We start from the raw sequence: 16,226 nt of genomic DNA, 5'->3' as shown, positions 1-16,226 counted from the left end.
GAAGGGCTATCCGGGGGGCCAGGTCATATGCCGCCCGCCCAGCAAATGCATGTGCAGGTGGGGCACGGTTTCACCGCCGTCACGGCCGCTGTTGATGACCATGCGGTAGCCGCTTTCGACGACGCCGAGTTTCTGCGCGACCTCGCGCGAGGCGACCAACATCCGGCCGAGCAACTCCGCATCCGAGGGCGCGGATTCCGCGAGCCGCGGGATGACGCGCTTGGGCACGATGAGGACGTGCACCGGGGCCTGCGGGTTGACATCGTGAAAGGCGATGAATTCGTCCGTCTCGTGAACGATGCGGGCGGGGATTTCACGAGCGATGATTTTTTCGAAAATGGTCATGCCAGAGAGAAAGTGATTTCGTGATCCGCGGCGGCGGTGCCGGTCTGCTCGCGGGCAAAGGAAACGATATCGGCCTGCAGCACTTCGCAGTCGCGGCTCCAGCTCTTGCGCGAGCAGAGGAGCTTCACGCAGGGCTCGAGGCCGAGCAGTTCGAAGCAGGAACTCTTCTCCTGGCAAAGCTCGTGAATGCGGCGGCCGAGCAGATCGAAGAAGGCGAGTTCGTAGCCGGTCCCGGCTTCGCGCGCCAGTTCGACCAGCGATACCTGCACTCGCGGCGCCGCCGGCACAAAATGCCGGCCAACTTCCGCATAGCCGATGACCTGCAGCACCGACTGCACCGCATTCGTCAGCCGCTCCACCGGCAGCACGTTCACGTCATTCTGATCGTGCAGATAATCGGTGACGCTGCGGGCCACATGCTCGGCCAGCCACCATTTCGCGTAGCCGGCGCGGGCTGCCGCCTGGACGAGCGATCGCACCAGCCACTCGCATTCGAACGCGATGACCTGGCCACTGGGCAGCTGGATAACCGGAAGATTGTCTTTCAGGGAAATCATCGGATGTGGTGGTGCGGGTGATTATTTGAATAGTTCAGGCTGCGAGACGCTGCGCTTCGGGCGACGCTCCAGAGACTGGATCTCCTCGAGGAATTCCCCGATGTCCTGAAAATGACGATACACGGAGGCATACCGGACGTATGCCACTTCATCGAGTTGATGCAGTTTGTCCATGACCTTGGCGCCGATGACGTTGGAAGGGATCTCGCGGCGGAACTCCGTTTCGAGCTCCTGCACGATCTCTTCCGCACTTTTCTCCAGCACCTCGATACTGACGGGCCGCTTTTCGCAGGCCTTGATCATGCCCCCGAGCATCTTCTGTTTACTCAAGGGCTCGCTCCGACCGTCGCGTTTTACGACACGCAAGTCGGCGCGTTCGATTTCTTCATAAGTAGTAAAGCGGTGTCCACACTGTACGCATTCGCGGCGGCGACGAATAGAACGGCCATCCTTCGATAGTCGGGAATCAATCACCTTGTCTTCAAGGCTTCCGCATTTGCTACAATGCATTGTATAGTGGGCGACCGGGGGGCATTTCGGGGTTTAACACAACAAATTGTGGTCTGTCAACGCGCGAAACGGGAGAAGTAGCACTGATTTTTGAATAGGGAAAGTATGTATGCGCCGTCGTGTTTTGCACGGTGCGGGCAAAAATCGGCACTTGGATTTTGAAAACGCAGAGGCGCTGAGGGATAGGAGGAAACGTGATCAGAGGGCGATCGCGTGACCACCGAACAGACGCCCCGGCTGATCTCTGTCCAGGCCATTCCGAATAGGAGAAAGCCTGGAGGGCACCGCGGCTCGCCCATAACCGGTCCCAGCCATTCCCCTCCGCCTCGGCCGTCGGTGCTGGGAAAAACGCGCCGATTCAGAAGAAACAGATCGTTTCCTCTGGCTTCGACTCTGAATTCTGACCTTTGCGTCTCTGCGCCTCTTGCGCCCTAAACCGGGCTTAAAACGCCAGGCGGAAGCCGCCGGTGACGTTGGTCGCCTGGAAATTCCGGCGGCCGAGTTCGCCGTCGTAATAGAAAAAGGTCGAGCAACGTTCGCTGCACTGGATGGCGACGCCGGCGCCGAGCAATGCGCTGTCGCGGCCGAGTTGCGGTCCAGCGACGAGGAAGGACTCGCCGGCGCTGTTGGCGAAGCTGGAGGTCAGATCGTAGGCGGAATCGCCATATTCGTGCTGCCAGGCCGCGCGGATCTCCGGCTTAATGAGGACGCCACCGACTTTCCAGTCGTAGCTGGCCTTGAGGCCGAAAGCGGTGCGCAGCGATTCGCCCTTGCCGCCGTGGATGTCGAGCGGGGCGAGGGAGCCATGCTCGGTGAAGGCGCTGGTGCCGAGGTAGGTGTAATTGAACGACGCCGTCGGGCCGAAGGTGAAATGGCCCTTCTTGAAATCGTAGCCGGTGCCGAAGAGGACATTGAGTTCGCCCCCATCGGTGTCGCCACGGGCGTCGCCTTGCAGTGCACTGCGGCGGCTGTCGTAGCTGTTGTAGCCACCGAAGACCGCCACATCGGCATAAAAGCTCCTGCCCAGGCCGGTGGCCGGCGGTCGTACTTCCTTCGAGTCCTTGGAGGAATCCTTCGACATCTTCGGCGCTGCGGCGGGTTCCACATTCTGGAAAAGGGTGGCGTAGAGACCGAGCTTGCCGCCATTGACCCAGAGGCGGCCGCGATCAGAGAGATCGGCGGTGGTGCCGGTGTAGCCCGCGGCGAGGCCGATGGCGAAGTTGGGCGTGACCTTGTAATCAACGCCGAGGGTGAAGCCGCCGCTGTCGAGATGGTAGCCACGGGCGTTGTCGGTGTTGCCGACGCTGACCCATTCACCGGTGCCGGAAAGGAAGGCGCCCCAGCGGTTCTCCGCGGGCACAACCTGCCTGGTTTCTTTCACGTCCTTGCCGTCGTCGCCATTCGGTCCGGCGACACCGGCATCGAAGCCTCCGCTGTAGCTCGGACCCATGCCATTGATCGCCAAACCCGCGGCGCTGAAGCCGCCCGAGCCACTGCGAATGTCATCGGTGCGGCGTTGGATATTCGCCGACTGTACATTGGCCAAGGCCATACCGATGGCGAAGGCTGAAGTCAGTTCCTCGGGCGCAATGCGATCGAAATCGCCGGACAGATTGCGCCGATTGCGCGAGTCGAGATAATCGAAGAGCCGATTGGCCCGCGAAGTGTTTGCCGCGCTGTCGAGGGCCCTGGCGACGGAAATTTGATTGGACGAGAGTCCGGTGCTTTCAGCGAATTTGGCAAACGACCCTTGCTTTATCATCGCGATCACTGCGTTGGGTTCGTAAGCGATTCCGACGGTGAGAATGGTGCCGTTATCGAAGCGATTCTCGATGTCGCGGAAGGTGCCGGACACCCCGGCAGTAGCCGTGACGATGGAAAGGCGGTCGCCGCGTTTCAATTTGCCCCGGCCATTGCTCAGGATCTCGAGCGTGCCATCGAGCGACGCCCTTCCTCCCACGGCGAGTTGGTCGAATTGTCCGGCTTGGTTTCCGCCGATCTCAATGCGCAGCGTGCCATCGCTGTATTGAGTGTAGTTGCCCGCGAGCGTGAGTTTTCCTGGAGAATTTCCCGGGCTCACCACGCCGTGGCTGAAGACGTTGCCGCCGATCAATCCGCTACCGCCTAGCAACGCGCCCGGCTCGACGAATGTCTGCGGACTGGCGATCGAGCCATTGACGAAAAGAGCGCCCCCGAGCACGGTCGTGTTGCCGGTGTAAGTGTTCACTCCCGACAGAGTCAGCGAGCCGAATCCCACCTTGACCAGCGATCCGCCGGTGCCGGATCCATCGGTGATGCTTCCCGCGAAAACGGTATTCAAGTTGTTGGTGCCGATCCGGAGTTCGTTGGAGCCGAGAATGATGGTCCCGAAACCCTCGATGGATCCGACAGTGGTTCCTGGTGAAAATACTCCGCTGAAGTCCAGGGTGGACGTGGTGCTGGCGTTGATCAAGCGAACGGTGCCGCCGTTGAATGCATTGGTGAACGTCGTCCGGGTACCTGCGCCTCCGTTGACGATAGTCACGTTGCCGACAATACTTCCGCCGCTGAAAGTCAGGCTGCCGTTGGCGACTCCGTTGCTGATGACTTGCGTAAATTGCGAGTCATTTCGAATGCCCGCGAACAGCGTCACAGTCTGACCATTGATTTCGATGGTGTAGGCGCTGGCGTTCGGTTGGAAATAGATACTCGTCCCTTTGGTATTGGATCCCACGAAGGAGAAAGCCGTAAAAGCGGGATTCAGGATGTTCGATTGTCCGAACACCGCTCCCGCGAAAGGACTGTCCGGAGGGGTATTGGGCTGCCAGTTGTTGCCGTCGTTCCAGTTATTTGAGATCGGCGCTGCCAGCCAGGTGCGGTCGGAAGAGAGGGCCGAAACCGGGCGAGGAATCAAGGCGAAGGCCGAAGCGACGAGGACGAGAGGAAGCGAAGCGCGCATAAAATGGTGGACAGCCGGCATTTTCCTTTTTGAGGATTTCCAGCGGCCTTTCGCCGTTCTAGAAAACTCCGTGCATCAACGCAATCGGAATGACCGCGAAAAGTAGTCTCCCTCCCGCTCCCGACGGGACAGGGGTGCGTGCTGGCAATACGTTGGTGTTACACATTGTTTCGTATGCTCTGCTCTGGGGGCTGATAACATGGGTCTCTTACTACGTATGCTGGCCGCTGATCTTCGTGGCGTTGGTGCCCTTCGCGCGACTGGCTATCGGTCCGGAATATCCGATCACTCGCCTCGCCGTGGCGTGGGTGGCGGGGACGTTTTATTTCGGCGCGATCGAGTATTGGTTCGCGTTCTATAATTTGGGGGCCTTGGCCATCCTGGCGATGCTGCAGGGCTTGAGCTTGCTCCCGATCGCCGTCGGGATTCGCGAGGGGCATCGGCGCCGGATCCCGCTTTGTCTGACGCTGCCCGTCTGCTGGGTGGCCGGCGAGTATCTTCGTTCCCTGGGGCCTTTTGGTTTTCCCGTCGGGGCGTTGGCACCGGCGTTGTTTCGCCAGCTTTGGGTGATTCAGATCGCCGATCTCGGAGGGATGTTCCTGGTAAGCTCTGCCATCGCGATGGTAAGCGGTGCGCTCTGCGATATCTGGCCATCGTCATTCACGGTCCGCCCAAGATGGTCGCGTGCCCTTTGCGCAACGGTCGTCGGTGTGATCGGTGTTTGGCTATGTATCGCCGGCTATGGCAGTTATCGACTGATCGAATCGCGTACGACTCGCGAGTCAGGACCGGTCGTCGCCGTGGTGCAACCGGACGTGCCTTGGGCCTCGGATGTGGGTGACGGTTATGACCCCGCGCAACTTTTCGACAAGCTGATCGAATTCTCGCGGGAAGCGGCGCATCGCGATCCCGCGCCGGAGCTGATCGTCTGGCCGGAAGCGAGCGTGGTCACGCCTTTAAATCCGGAATTTTGCCGCGCTGAACCCGCGCAGATCCAGCGGACGGTCGACTTCATGGTCCACCAGCAACCGGCGGCCGACGACGCTCGTGTGCGCGCCTGGCTCGAAGGGAAGATGCGGCAGGGAGGCGATTGCGCCGCGCGGATCCAGGCCCTGGCGGATGAGACGAACGCGAGTCTCATTGTCGGCGCACCGATGCGCCTGCCGGAATCGAATGGCGGGGGCGGGCCCTGGCGAAGCTTCAATGCCGCGTTTTTCTTTCGTCCCCACCTGCCGGTCGTCGTGCAGCAGAAGGTGCATCTCTTCCCGGCGGCCGAGCGCATTCCCTTTGTTGGCACATGGGCCGAGACTCCGTTTCGCTGGCTGGCGACGGTCACCGGCGTGCAACCGGAATTCGAACTGCAGCCCGGTGCAAAATTCCTTCCTCTGGCGTTCGGCAACACGAATGGAAGCCACGCCTTCACTCTGCCGATCTGCGGCGAAATCGATCTCGCCCGCACGGCAGGAGTATTTCTGCCGCACGATCAAACCCGCCTGCTGGTGAACATTTCCGACGATGGAATGTTCCAGCGGAGCGCGATGCTGCAAGTGCGGCAATCGATGCTGGCCTATCGCGCGGTGGAGAGCCGGAGCGCGATCGCGCGGAGCGCGAATACCGGAGTGTCCTGCTTCGTCCGGCCGACCGGCGAGATTGCGGGCGCGGTCACGAATGCGCAGGGCGAATCGTGGACCGGCCGTGGTTTTCCCGAGCGCGCGGTGATTGCCGAAGTACTGCGGCGCAAGGCCTCACCCAGTGGAGCGAATGCTGCGGAGATCGCGCCACTCGTCGCAGAGATTCGGAAGTTACGCACCGAAGCCGGCGTCGAAGGTTACAGCGTGCAACGCATCGACCTCGATACCCGCCAGACATTGTATAGCGAGATAGGAGATGCTTTCGCTCAGTGCTGTGGTGGAGTGATGTTATTGGCGTTCTTCGTTGGTGTCGGCCGGCGTCGCTGACAGAGAACGCAATTGTAGGGCGGCCATCCTGGCCGCCTGCGTTCATATCCGGGGCGCCATGCGCCCACGCGCGGCGGCGAAGATCGCCGCCCTACACCAACGCGCCGCACGCACTCGAAATTCGGGAACTGATTTTGAGAGACGTTCTAAAACGCCAGGCGGAAGCCGCCGGTGACGCTGGTCGACTGGAAATTTCGGCGGCCGAGTTCGCCGTCGTAATAGAAGTAAGTCGAGCAGCGTTCGCTGCACTGGATGGCAAAGCCGGCGCCGAGGAGCGCGCTGTCACGGCCGAGTTGCGGGCCGGCGACGCGGAAGGAATCTCCGGCGCCATTGGCGAAACTCGAATCGAGCGAGTAAGCCGTATCGCCATACTCGTGCTGCCAGGCGGCACGGATCTCCGGCTTGATCAGCACGCCGCCGACTTTCCAGTCGTAGCTGGCCTTGATGCCAAAGGCCGTGCGCAGCGATTCGCCCTTGCCGCCGTGGATGTCCAGCGGAGCGAGCGAGCCGTGCTCGGTGAAGGCATTGGTGCCGAGGTAGGTGTAGCTGAACGAAGCCGTCGGGCCGAAGGTGAAGTTACCCTGCCTGAAGTCATAGCCGCCTCCGAAAAGAACGTTGAGTTCGCCGCCATCGGTATCGCCGGTGGCGTCATCCTGCAGCGCGGCGCGATGGGTGTGGTAGCTGTTGTATCCGCCGAAGACGGCGGCATCGGCGTAGAAGCCACGGGCCTCCGCATAGGTCGGCGTGAGGCCTTCCTTGGCAGCATCCTTCGACATCGTCGGCGCGGCCTTGACCTGCTGATATTCGTAGTAAGTGGCGTAGAGGCCGATCTTGCCACCGTTGACATACACGCGACCGCCCTCGGTGAGATCGGCAGTGGTTCCGGTGTAACCTGCGGCCACACCAATCGCCAGGTTCGGCGTGACCTTGTAGTCGAGGCCGAGGGTGAAGCCGCCGCTGTCGATCGTGTAACCGCGCGCGTTGTCGGTGTTGCCCACGCTGACCCATTCGCCCGTGCCGGAGAGGAAGGCGCCCCAGCGGGTGTCCGCCGGCGCGACCTGCTGCACTTCCTTGCTTTGTTTGCCATCGTCGCCACTTGGTCCCGCGACCCCGCTGAAGCTACCACTATAGCTCGGTCCTGCGCCATTGAGCGCCAGACCCGCGGCATTAAAGCCGGCCGAGCCGCTGCGGATGTCATCGTTACGCCGTTGGATGTTGCCCGACTGGACATTGGCCAGCGAGACGCCGATGGTGAACATGCTCGTCAATTCATCCGGCGCGATCTTGTCGAAAGCACGCGGCAGATCGCTGAGCTTGCGGTAATCGAGATAATCGAAGAGCGCATTGGCGTGGCGATCGTTGGCCGCGCTATCGAGCGCCCGGGCGACCGACCGTTGGTTGGGCGTGAGCCCCGCGTTTTCAGCATACGCCGCAAACGAACCCTGCACCGCTTCGAGGGCTACGCTGTTCGTGTGATACACCACCGTCGGCTCGAGAATCGTGTCGCTGGTGAAACCGTTCTCCACCATGGCAAACCTTCCATCCACGCCGCCATTGGCCGTCAGAAAGGTCACCGGCTTGTTGCGCTTCAGCTTGAAGCCGTCGAGGCGGATGAGTTGCAGCGCGCCTGCGAGGCTGGCCGTGCCGTCGACGGAGAGGAGGTCGTGTTGCGTGAGGTCGCGTCCACCGATCTGGATCTGCAAAAGGCCGCTGGGCGACTGGGCGAAGTTACCCGTCATATGAATCTGCCCAGGGGAATGTCCGGGGCTGACGACGGAACTGTTATAGAGGTTGCCGAAGATGGTGCCGTTGCCGCCGAGGAGACCTTGCAACACGTTCATGTTGCCGAAGAGCGCGCCATCGAGGAAGAGCGAGCCCCCGCCGGTGAGCGTCGCGTTGCCGATGAGCGTGCTGCCGATGAAGAGGTTGCCGTGCACATCGAAGTGCAGCCCGTTCGGTCCGAAGAGTGTGCCGCCGGTGATGGTGTTCGTGCCGGTGGTGGTGACGTTGCCGCTGGTGACAGTGAGCGTGTTGGTGATCGTCAGGCTTCCGCCAGTGGTGAAGGTCAGCGAGTTGATCGTATTGTTATCCGCGGGACCGCCGGTAGTCGTCGAACCAGTTACAATGAAGTCCGCGAAAAAGGGTGTCCCGACGGGAGCGGCATTTTGGATCGTGGACCCGCCGCCGGCGTAGGCCAGGCCAATGCTCAAACTCGTGCCCGTCTCGATGAGCGCCGCGCTGTAACCGGGCAGGCAGCGTGAGCGTGAAATCACTCGCCAGAAAATCCGTCGAGGCAAACGTCGCCAGGGTGTAAGCCTGTTGAAGGAGGATGCCGGTGTTGATGAGCTCGAGATTGTAAGCACCCGGAGCGCCTTTGGTGAGCGCGCCGGTGAGGGCGAGTTGGTCGACTGCCGCGCCGCCGAATTGGAGAGCGACCGTGCCGCCACCATCCCACGTGAGCGAGGCGCCGTGCAGAGTGCTGCCAGGGGTTCCGGGGGTGACGATCCCAGGAACGACGAACCCGCCGCTTTTCAGCATCACCGGTCCAGAGATGATGCCGTTGCCGCCGAGCGCCGCCCCGCTGTTGACGATCACCGCGCCCGTGCCCGTGGCGGAGCCGGAGGTATTGGTCGCGATCAGCCCACCGGCGTTGACGGTGGTGCCGCCGGTATAGGTATTCGCGCCGCTCAGGGTCAGCGCCGCGGTCCCGGTCTTGACCAATTGCCCGCCAGCGATGCTGCCGTCACTGATCACGCCGGCGAAGAGATCGCTGCTGGTTTGATTGACGGTGAGTTGTCCGCCGTTGAGCACGATCTGGCTGCCGACGACGCCACTCAGCGAGCCGATCGTGGCATTGGTGATCAGTTGAAAGGCGGAATTGGGCAGGAGGGTCTTCGAGCCACCGGGCGGGGTGTAGGAGGCGTTTAGACCATAGCCACCGCCGCCCTGATAGAAGGCGATGACGATATCGTGGTATCCGGCGGTCAGATCGACGGTGCCGTTCTGTTCGGTGACCCCTTGGAAGTTGTTATTGTTCACCACGACGTTGCCGTCGATGAAGAGCATACTGCCATCATCACTCGCGGTGAAAAAACTGTAGGTGCCGGCCGTCTGCGCATTGAAGACGCCTGTCCATTCGACCTCGAGGTTGATGGCGCCGCTATTGTACGGTGCTGGAAAGCCGGAGCCGTTGGTGCCGAAATCGAAATTGGCCCCGGCCAGATTGCTGTTCGCTGTAAGAACCGGCGTGAGTGTGCTTAGGTGGCTTTGCAGAGCGGCGAGGCTGGTAAAGTCGTTAGGGTTGGGTGAAGCATTGTAATACTGCCCGGTGAGCCCGGACAGACTGCCCAGGGCCAATGTGGCCGTGGAACCAGTGAGTTTCACGGCGCCGCTGAGATTCTGGGTGGTGTTGGCGCCATTCGCTTGCAAGAGCAGGGTGCCAGCTTGAATCGTCGTCGTCCCCGTGTAGGTGTTGTTGCCGGAGAAAGTCAGCACGTTCGCACCCAATTTTGTCACGATGCCAGCGCCACTGATGTTACCGGAGAACGTGTTGTCGTCGCTGCGATTGAAGAACAGGGCGCTGTTATTCACGACGTTACCAGTGAGAGAGCCGCTGGTCCCGCCGTCCCCGATTTGCAGCTTGCCGGCATTGATCGTCGTGCCGCCGGTGAAGGTGTTGGCTCCGGTCAAGGTCACGATGTTATCGCCATCTTTGGTGAAATCACCCGTGCCACTCATGGCGCCGGAGAGCGTGTAGTTATTGATGGCCGATGTCGCGGTGGCGACGACATGACCGTTGTTCGTCACGGCATTGCCAAAGGTTTCGCCATTGAGGAGATTCAAGACGAGAGTCGCCCCACTGTTCGTGGTGACGGCGCTGCTGCCGAGCGAGGCTCCGGCGGCCACACCATCGCCAATCTGCAGCGTGCCCGCGGCGACGGTCGTGCTCCCGGTGAACGTGCTGGCGCCCGTCAGCGTGAGGGTTGCGACGCCGTCCTTGATGAAAATGCCGCCGGTCTGGTTGCCATCGACGATGGCCCCGGCAAAGGTGCTGTCGACATCCTCGTGGACGGTGAGTTGCTGGCCGTTGAGGACGACCTGACTACCCGCGACACCGGTGAGTGCACCGATCGAATTCTGCGTTTGGAAGGAGAGCAGGGAGTTTGGCAGGAGAGTAAATCCGCCTCCGGGGGCAATATAGTAACCCTGCAATCCATAGCCGAAAGAAGCCTGGTAGTAGGCAATGAGGATGTCATGCTCACCGGCGGTCAGGGTGACGTTATTAAAGCTGCCGCCAAAAGCATGGATCCCGAGGTAGCTCTCGACCAACTGTCCATCGATGTAAAGGGCGCTGGCGTCGTCGCTGGCGATTTCAAAGCCATAGGTGCCGGCAGTCAGGGCGTCGAACTTGCCGATGTACTCCGCTTCGAAGTTGGCGGCGGTGCCGCTATTGTAAGGAGCAGGGAAATTCTGGCCGACGGAGGTGCCGAAGTCGAAATTGGCCCCCGCGAGGGAACTGCTCGCGACGACCGTCGGCGTCATGCTGCCGAAATGGCTCTGCAGAGCGGCGAGGCTCGTAAAGTTGCTGTCGCTGGGGGTGTTCGGCACGTCGTAGTAGCTGCCCAGCAGGCCGGAACCGGAGCTGAGGGAAAGGCGCGCGGTCGCACTGGCAAGATTGACGGGCCCGCTCAGCGAGGCCGTGCCAGCCGGGGAACTGGGCGCCAGTTGCACAGTGCCATCCTGCACCGTGGTCACTCCGGTGTAGGTATTGTTGCCCGAAAGCGTCAGCGTGTTCGCACCCAGTTTCGTCACCGTGCCGGTGCCGCCGATATTGGCGGAGACGGTATTGTCGTCGCTGCGGTCGAAAACGATAGCGCCATTGTTGGTTACCGTGCCGCCGAGACCGCCGGAGGTGCCGCCATTGCCGACCTGCAAAGTGCCGGCGATGGTGGTGCCGCCGGTATTGGCGAAGTTACCGGTAATGGTGAGGGTATTTGCGTTCAGCTTGGTGACGGTGCCGCTGCCGGTGATGTTGCCGGCAAAGGCGAAGTCGTCGCTGCGATTGAAGACGAGCGCGGCATTGTCGGCCACGTCGCCGAGAATGCTGCCGGTGTTGCCGCCGTTGCCGAGTTGCAGGGTGCCGGCGATGATCGTGGTCAAGCCAGTGTAAGTGTTGGTCCCAGTGAGAGTGAGGGTGCCGGGACCGGCCTTCAGGAGGCCGCCGCCAGTCGCGCTGCCATCGACAATCGTCCCGGCAAAAATCGTGTCGACGTCTTCCTGCACGTTGAGCGTCGCGCCATTGAGGACGACCTGGCTGCCGGCGACGCCGGACAAGGAACCGATGCTAACGTTGGAGTGCGGCGCGAAGAGCAGAGAGTTGGGCAGCGGCGTTTGGGAGGGCGCCCCGGGCACAGTGTAGAAAGCCTGCAAGCCGTAACCGCCGCCGCCTTGATAAAAGGCGATGGTAATGTCGTGGAGGCCTTGGGTCAGGGTGACGCTGCCGGAGCGCTCGGTCACCCCTTGAAAGAAATTGTTGTTTACGATGGTGTTGCCATCGATGAAGAGCATGCTGCCATCGTCACTCGCGGTGCCGAAGGTATAACTGCCGGCGGTTTGGGCGAGAAACTGGCCGCTCCATTCCACTTCGAGGTTGTTCGCGTTCGAGTTATACGGCGCGGGAAAGAGGGAACCAGTCGTGCTGAAATCAAAATTGGTCCCGGCGAGACTGCTATTGGCCGTCAATGACGGTGTCAGCGTGCCGAGATGGGTTTCCAGAGCGGCGAGACTGCCGAAGCTGAGATCGCCACCGTTGCCGTTGTTGCTCAACGGCGGGGTATTGTAGTACTGACCCAAAAGGCCGCCCGGTTGACTGCCCGGCAGCACCAGTTGTGCGGTGCTCCCGGCGAGGTTGACGGCGCCAGGAAGCGGACTGACAGACGATAACTGCAGCACGCCGGCATTGACGGTGGTGGCGCCGGTGTAGGCGTTGTTTCCGGCGAGGTTGAGTGTGCCCGCGCCATTTTTCACGAGGCCATTGCTCCCACTGAGCGTGCCGGTGATGGTGACGGTGGCGGTGCCGTTCGTCGCGATGGTATCTGAGGCGCCTCCGAGCGTAAGGTTGGCATTGACGGTAAGATTGGTGCCAGTGCTAGCCGTGATGCCGGTGCCGGCATTACCCGCGACGGTGAGGGTATATGGACCGCCGATGCCGCTGTTGATCACCACGGGCGTCGGGTCGGCGATGGTGAGACTGTGAATGGTGAAGTTCTGGCCGAGCGTGGTGACGCCCTGATTGGCCGCGCCGGTGGCGGAGAAGGTGACGTCGTCGGCTGCCGTGGGAATCGAGATCGTCACGGTACCCGCGGAGTTGGTGGCCCAGTTGTTGCCGGTCCAGGTACCGTCGGTCTCACCGAGCCAAAAGGTGGCGGGCGGTGCGGCCGCGGCGCGCGGAAGACCAGAAGTGAGCGCGAGGCTGGCGACGAGGGCCGCGATGCTGCCAGCCAGGACACGGTGTCCGCGACGCACGGAATGACGTGTGGTGGCCGTTGTGGAGAATATGGTATTTCGCAATGTCATCATGGGAAGGAATCCGGGCGACAGAGCGGGTTGGAAAGAAAGCCGTCACGCAGGACAGAGAGGAACCTACGCAGTCTTCAGTATATGTGGCAAACTTATATAACGGCGGTTTTTCATTTGTTTGGGCTGTGTCCGCGGCCACCCGTTCGCCTTGCGTACAGCAAAAGGCGCACTCTCCCTTTACAAAAGCAGGCGTTCTTCTGCGTGAAACAGAGCTCAGGCTACGCCTTGGGCGCGCTCGGTTGAGCGGGGCCCTTCAGCGCGGCGATTTCCTTGGAAGTCAGCAGGCGCCATTCGCCGGGCCGCATTTCGCCGATCTTCAACGGGCCGAGGCGGATGCGCGCCAATCGTTCCACTTCATAGCCGAGATCATAGAGCATGAGGCGGATCTGCCGCTTGATGCCCTGCGTCAGAGTGAGGCTCAGGTGCGTGGGGTTGAGAATCTCCACACGCTCGGCCTTGGCACGGCCACCGATGATGTGAAACCCCTTCAGCAGCTTCTCCCGATCCTGCGGGTTAAAGGGCTTGTCCAGAAGGACTTCGTATTCCTTTTCGATCTTGTAACGAGGGTGGGTGAGGGCGAGGGAAAGGTCGCCATCGTTGGTCACCAGCAGCAGGCCTTCGCTGTCCTTGTCGAGGCGGCCCACGTGGTAAACGCGGGGCCAGTTCGCCGGCAACAGGTCGAAGATGGTCTTGCGATCGCGCTCATCACTGGCCGTGCAGACGTAGCCGGCCGGTTTATTCAGGAGGACAGTGATTTTCTGTTCAGTGCGCAGGAGGCGGCTGCCCACCTTGACCGCGTCAGTCGGGCCGACCTGGGTCGATAGATCGGTGACGACCTGGCCATTGATCCGGACCTGGCCGGAAGTGATGAGTTCCTCCACGCCACGGCGGGAACCGAGGCCGGCGGAAGCGAGAAAACGATTAAGACGCATGGAAAATTGGGAGATGGAAGATGGAAGATCGGAGATCGCGTGGTGAACGCCCGGAAAATGTCGGGAGGGGGAGTTACGCGATGTTGTTGGAAAAAACTACCCAATAGTCGGAGATTCCATTAATTCCTCGCCGCCCGCCCCGATAAACACGATGCAGAAACTCGTAATTCCCCGCAAAACCGTTTATCGGTTGTCACTCTACTACCGGGCCCTGCAGCGGCTGCGCACGAACAACATCGAGACCGTCTCCTCGGCCGCGCTGGCCACGGCGGCGGGGGTGAAGCCCACCCAGTTGCGCAAGGACCTGACGTATTTCGGCAATTTCGGCACGCGTGGACTGGGATACAATGTGGAAGCCCTGAGCCGCCGGCTCACCGAAGCGCTCGGCACCACACAACTGCAACCGGTCATTCTCGTCGGCGCCGGTAATCTCGGTTCGGCGCTGTTGCGCTATCCCGGTTTCGCCAAGGAAGGCTTCGAAGTGGTGGCCGCGTTCGATGCCAAGCCGCTGCGCTCCCGCGAAAAGGAACTCGGCATCAAAGTGCTGCCGATGACCAAGCTCGCGCAGTTCGTTACCGAGCAGCGCATCAAGATGGCCATCCTCACCGTGCCCGGCAATGTCGCGCAGGAGGTCACGAACGAACTCATCGCCTCCGGTGTGCTGGCGATCCTGAATTTCGCCCCGATCATCCTGCAAGTGCCCGATAACGTGGTGGTGAATAACGTGGACCTGGCGATCGAGCTGGAGAATCTGAGCTACTTCATCCAGTGAACTCCGCGCGCCTCGCGGCGAAGGACTTCGACCTTACGCTCACGCTGGAGTGCGGGCAGGTGTTCCATTGGGTGCGCGAAGGCGCGGGTTGGTTGGGGGTGATCGGCGAACTGCCGATGTATGTGGAGCAGCAGGGCGAGGAATTGCTCATCCCGCGAGGGACGGAGGAGGTGGCGCGCGATTATTTCGCGCTCGATCATCCGCTCGCGGAAATCTGCGCGAGCTTTCCGGAAGATCCCGCGATGCAGGCGGCGCGGGAGTTTTGCCGCGGCATGCGTATCATCCGGCAGCCGGCGTGGGAATGCATCGCGACGTTCATCACCTCCTCGATGAAGCAGGTGGCGCACATCGCTCAAATCTCCCACACGCTGCGCAGGCGCTACGGGAAGAAAGTGGCGTGGGAGGGCCACACGCTTTTCGCCTATCCCACACCGCAGGCTTTGGCGCAGCTCGAGGAAGAAGACCTTCGCGCCTGTGCGCTAGGGTATCGCGCGAAGAATCTGCTCGGTTCGGCACGGATGATTGCCGACGGGGAGGTCGACCTGGAGGCGTTCGCGCGCCTGGATGATGACGCCGCCCGCGAAGAATTGTGCCGCCTGCCGGGCGTGGGCGAAAAGGTGGCCAATTGTGCGCTGCTCTTCGGCTTCGAGCGCGTGCGCGCTTTCCCCATCGACGTCTGGATCGAACGGGTGCTCCGCGAAATCTATTTCCCGCGCAAACGTCGCGTCACCGTCAGCCGCCTGCGCGAATTCTCCGCGACTTACTTCGGCGCTTACGGTGGCTACGCCCAGCAATACCTCTTCCACCACGCGCGCAAGACCTGGCAGCGGAAGAAAGCAGGGTAGTGTTCAGTGTTAACCCAAGTTCGACAGTTACGAAGTTAGTTGGGTTGATTTTGAAGGGCTTACGTTGATTAAAGGCGGTTTTTCTCCACTACATTTTCGATGATTTTCGGACGCGTGGGCAGTTTCAGGCCCAAGTGAGCCAGCAGATCGGCGGCCAGCGGTTCGGGTTTGCTGACTAGGCGCAGCCGGGTTTCGCCGCGGTCACGGACGTTGAACAAGAGGTCCATGGAATGAATGGTGCCGAGTTCCTGCACCACTTGCCGAGCGGTGTCTCCCATGGCCTTGGCTTTGAGCCAGAGTTCCAAGGTGCGCCACATGACCAGCGCCAGGAAGCAGACCAGGATGTGGGCCTGCACCCGATCTTCTTTTTGATGAAAGACTGGGCGCAGTCCCAAGTCGCTCTTGCTGGTCCGAAAGGCGTCTTCGACTTCCGTCAGTTGGATATACCAACGCCAAAGCTTGCCGGGATCTTCTTCGGTGCAGTTGGTGCGCAGCAGATAGGCGCCATGGGCGGCTTGCGCCCATTCGGTTTTGCTCGGGTCTTCGCTGACGCGCAGTCCGACCGCGCGGCCTTTTCCCACGAGCACTTCGACTGCGAAGAGCTTTTCGGCGGCGGTATTGCGCCCAAGCCATTTGCCGATGCGCCGTTCGATCACCCGGGGTGACTTGGCCGGCTTTTTGCGCAACGCGGCATCGATCTGCGCGAGCTTCTTGCGCAGCCGCTCTTGTTGCCCGCGCAGCATGGCCTTTTCCTATTCACTCCGGGGCGCGGCTGCGGCAGAGCACATAG

Annotated in this window: 11 protein-coding genes; 3 read left to right on the top strand and 8 right to left on the bottom strand. The window is 61.3% G+C overall.

All coding sequences use genetic code 11. The annotated features are described in order from the left end of the window. Nucleotides 1-6: 6 nt before the first annotated feature. The 4 genes from CFE428DRAFT_RS26590 to CFE428DRAFT_RS26575 form a co-directional block, all read right to left on the bottom strand. Entirely contained in the window at nt 7-345 is a 339-nt protein-coding gene (locus CFE428DRAFT_RS26590) for a histidine triad nucleotide-binding protein (RefSeq protein ID WP_006982785.1), read from the bottom strand. After that, nucleotides 342-902, bottom strand: a complete 561-nt coding sequence (locus CFE428DRAFT_RS26585) for a hypothetical protein (protein ID WP_006982784.1) — start codon at nt 900-902, stop codon at nt 342-344. The genes CFE428DRAFT_RS26590 and CFE428DRAFT_RS26585 overlap by 4 nt, the downstream gene beginning before the upstream one ends. Before the next feature lie 21 nt (nt 903-923). Beyond that, the gene (nrdR, locus tag CFE428DRAFT_RS26580; RefSeq protein WP_042725870.1) at nt 924-1,412 is read right to left on the bottom strand and encodes a transcriptional regulator NrdR; all 489 of its coding nucleotides are present in this window, start codon (nt 1,410-1,412) and stop codon (nt 924-926) included. A gap of 442 nt (nt 1,413-1,854) precedes the next feature. Beyond that, nucleotides 1,855-4,350: an autotransporter family protein gene (locus CFE428DRAFT_RS26575; protein ID WP_006982782.1), complete on the bottom strand. Its 2,496-nt coding sequence runs from the start codon at nt 4,348-4,350 to the stop codon at nt 1,855-1,857. A gap of 89 nt (nt 4,351-4,439) precedes the next feature. On the opposite strand from CFE428DRAFT_RS26575, the gene lnt reads away from it, so the two are divergent. Beyond that, a complete protein-coding gene (lnt, locus tag CFE428DRAFT_RS26570) occupies nt 4,440-6,308 on the top strand; it encodes an apolipoprotein N-acyltransferase (RefSeq protein WP_006982781.1) in 1,869 nt (622 codons plus the stop codon). A 146-nt stretch (nt 6,309-6,454) separates the two neighbouring features. Here lnt and CFE428DRAFT_RS40085 read toward each other — a convergent pair whose 3' ends face one another. The 3 genes from CFE428DRAFT_RS40085 to CFE428DRAFT_RS26560 all read right to left on the bottom strand — a co-directional run bounded on the left by CFE428DRAFT_RS40085 (nt 6,455) and on the right by CFE428DRAFT_RS26560 (nt 13,819). Further along, nucleotides 6,455-8,245 (bottom strand): autotransporter family protein, encoded by a 1,791-nt coding sequence (locus CFE428DRAFT_RS40085; protein ID WP_006982780.1) that lies wholly within the window; start codon nt 8,243-8,245, stop codon nt 6,455-6,457. Between the two features lie 148 nt (nt 8,246-8,393). After that, a complete protein-coding gene (locus CFE428DRAFT_RS26565; RefSeq protein WP_042725868.1) occupies nt 8,394-12,833 on the bottom strand; it encodes a beta strand repeat-containing protein in 4,440 nt (1,479 codons plus the stop codon). A gap of 272 nt (nt 12,834-13,105) precedes the next feature. After that, on the bottom strand, nt 13,106-13,819 hold the full coding sequence (locus CFE428DRAFT_RS26560) for a pseudouridine synthase (RefSeq protein ID WP_006982777.1): 714 nt from the start codon (nt 13,817-13,819) through the stop codon (nt 13,106-13,108). 151 nt (nt 13,820-13,970) lie between these two features. On the opposite strand from CFE428DRAFT_RS26560, the gene CFE428DRAFT_RS26555 reads away from it, so the two are divergent. Both CFE428DRAFT_RS26555 and CFE428DRAFT_RS26550 read left to right on the top strand, forming a co-directional pair. Then, complete coding sequence (locus tag CFE428DRAFT_RS26555; RefSeq protein WP_006982776.1) at nt 13,971-14,591, top strand: redox-sensing transcriptional repressor Rex; 621 nt, start codon at nt 13,971-13,973, stop codon at nt 14,589-14,591. Continuing rightward, nucleotides 14,588-15,436 (top strand): DNA-3-methyladenine glycosylase family protein, encoded by an 849-nt coding sequence (locus tag CFE428DRAFT_RS26550; RefSeq protein WP_006982775.1) that lies wholly within the window; start codon nt 14,588-14,590, stop codon nt 15,434-15,436. Before CFE428DRAFT_RS26555 ends, CFE428DRAFT_RS26550 begins: the two co-directional genes overlap by 4 nt. A gap of 68 nt (nt 15,437-15,504) precedes the next feature. On the opposite strand, the gene CFE428DRAFT_RS26545 is transcribed toward CFE428DRAFT_RS26550, so the two are convergent. Continuing rightward, nucleotides 15,505-16,179 carry an IS1634 family transposase gene (locus CFE428DRAFT_RS26545; RefSeq protein ID WP_006982774.1) on the bottom strand — a complete coding sequence of 225 codons (675 nt, stop codon included), beginning with the start codon at nt 16,177-16,179 and terminating at the stop codon, nt 15,505-15,507. Nucleotides 16,180-16,226: the final 47 nt, after the last annotated feature.

The sequence above is a fragment of the Chthoniobacter flavus Ellin428 genome, assembly GCF_000173075.1.
Classification (GTDB): domain Bacteria; phylum Verrucomicrobiota; class Verrucomicrobiia; order Chthoniobacterales; family Chthoniobacteraceae; genus Chthoniobacter; species Chthoniobacter flavus.
The sequence above is the reverse complement of the archived record's forward strand: the minus strand, read 5'-3'. Positions and strand labels throughout refer to the sequence as shown.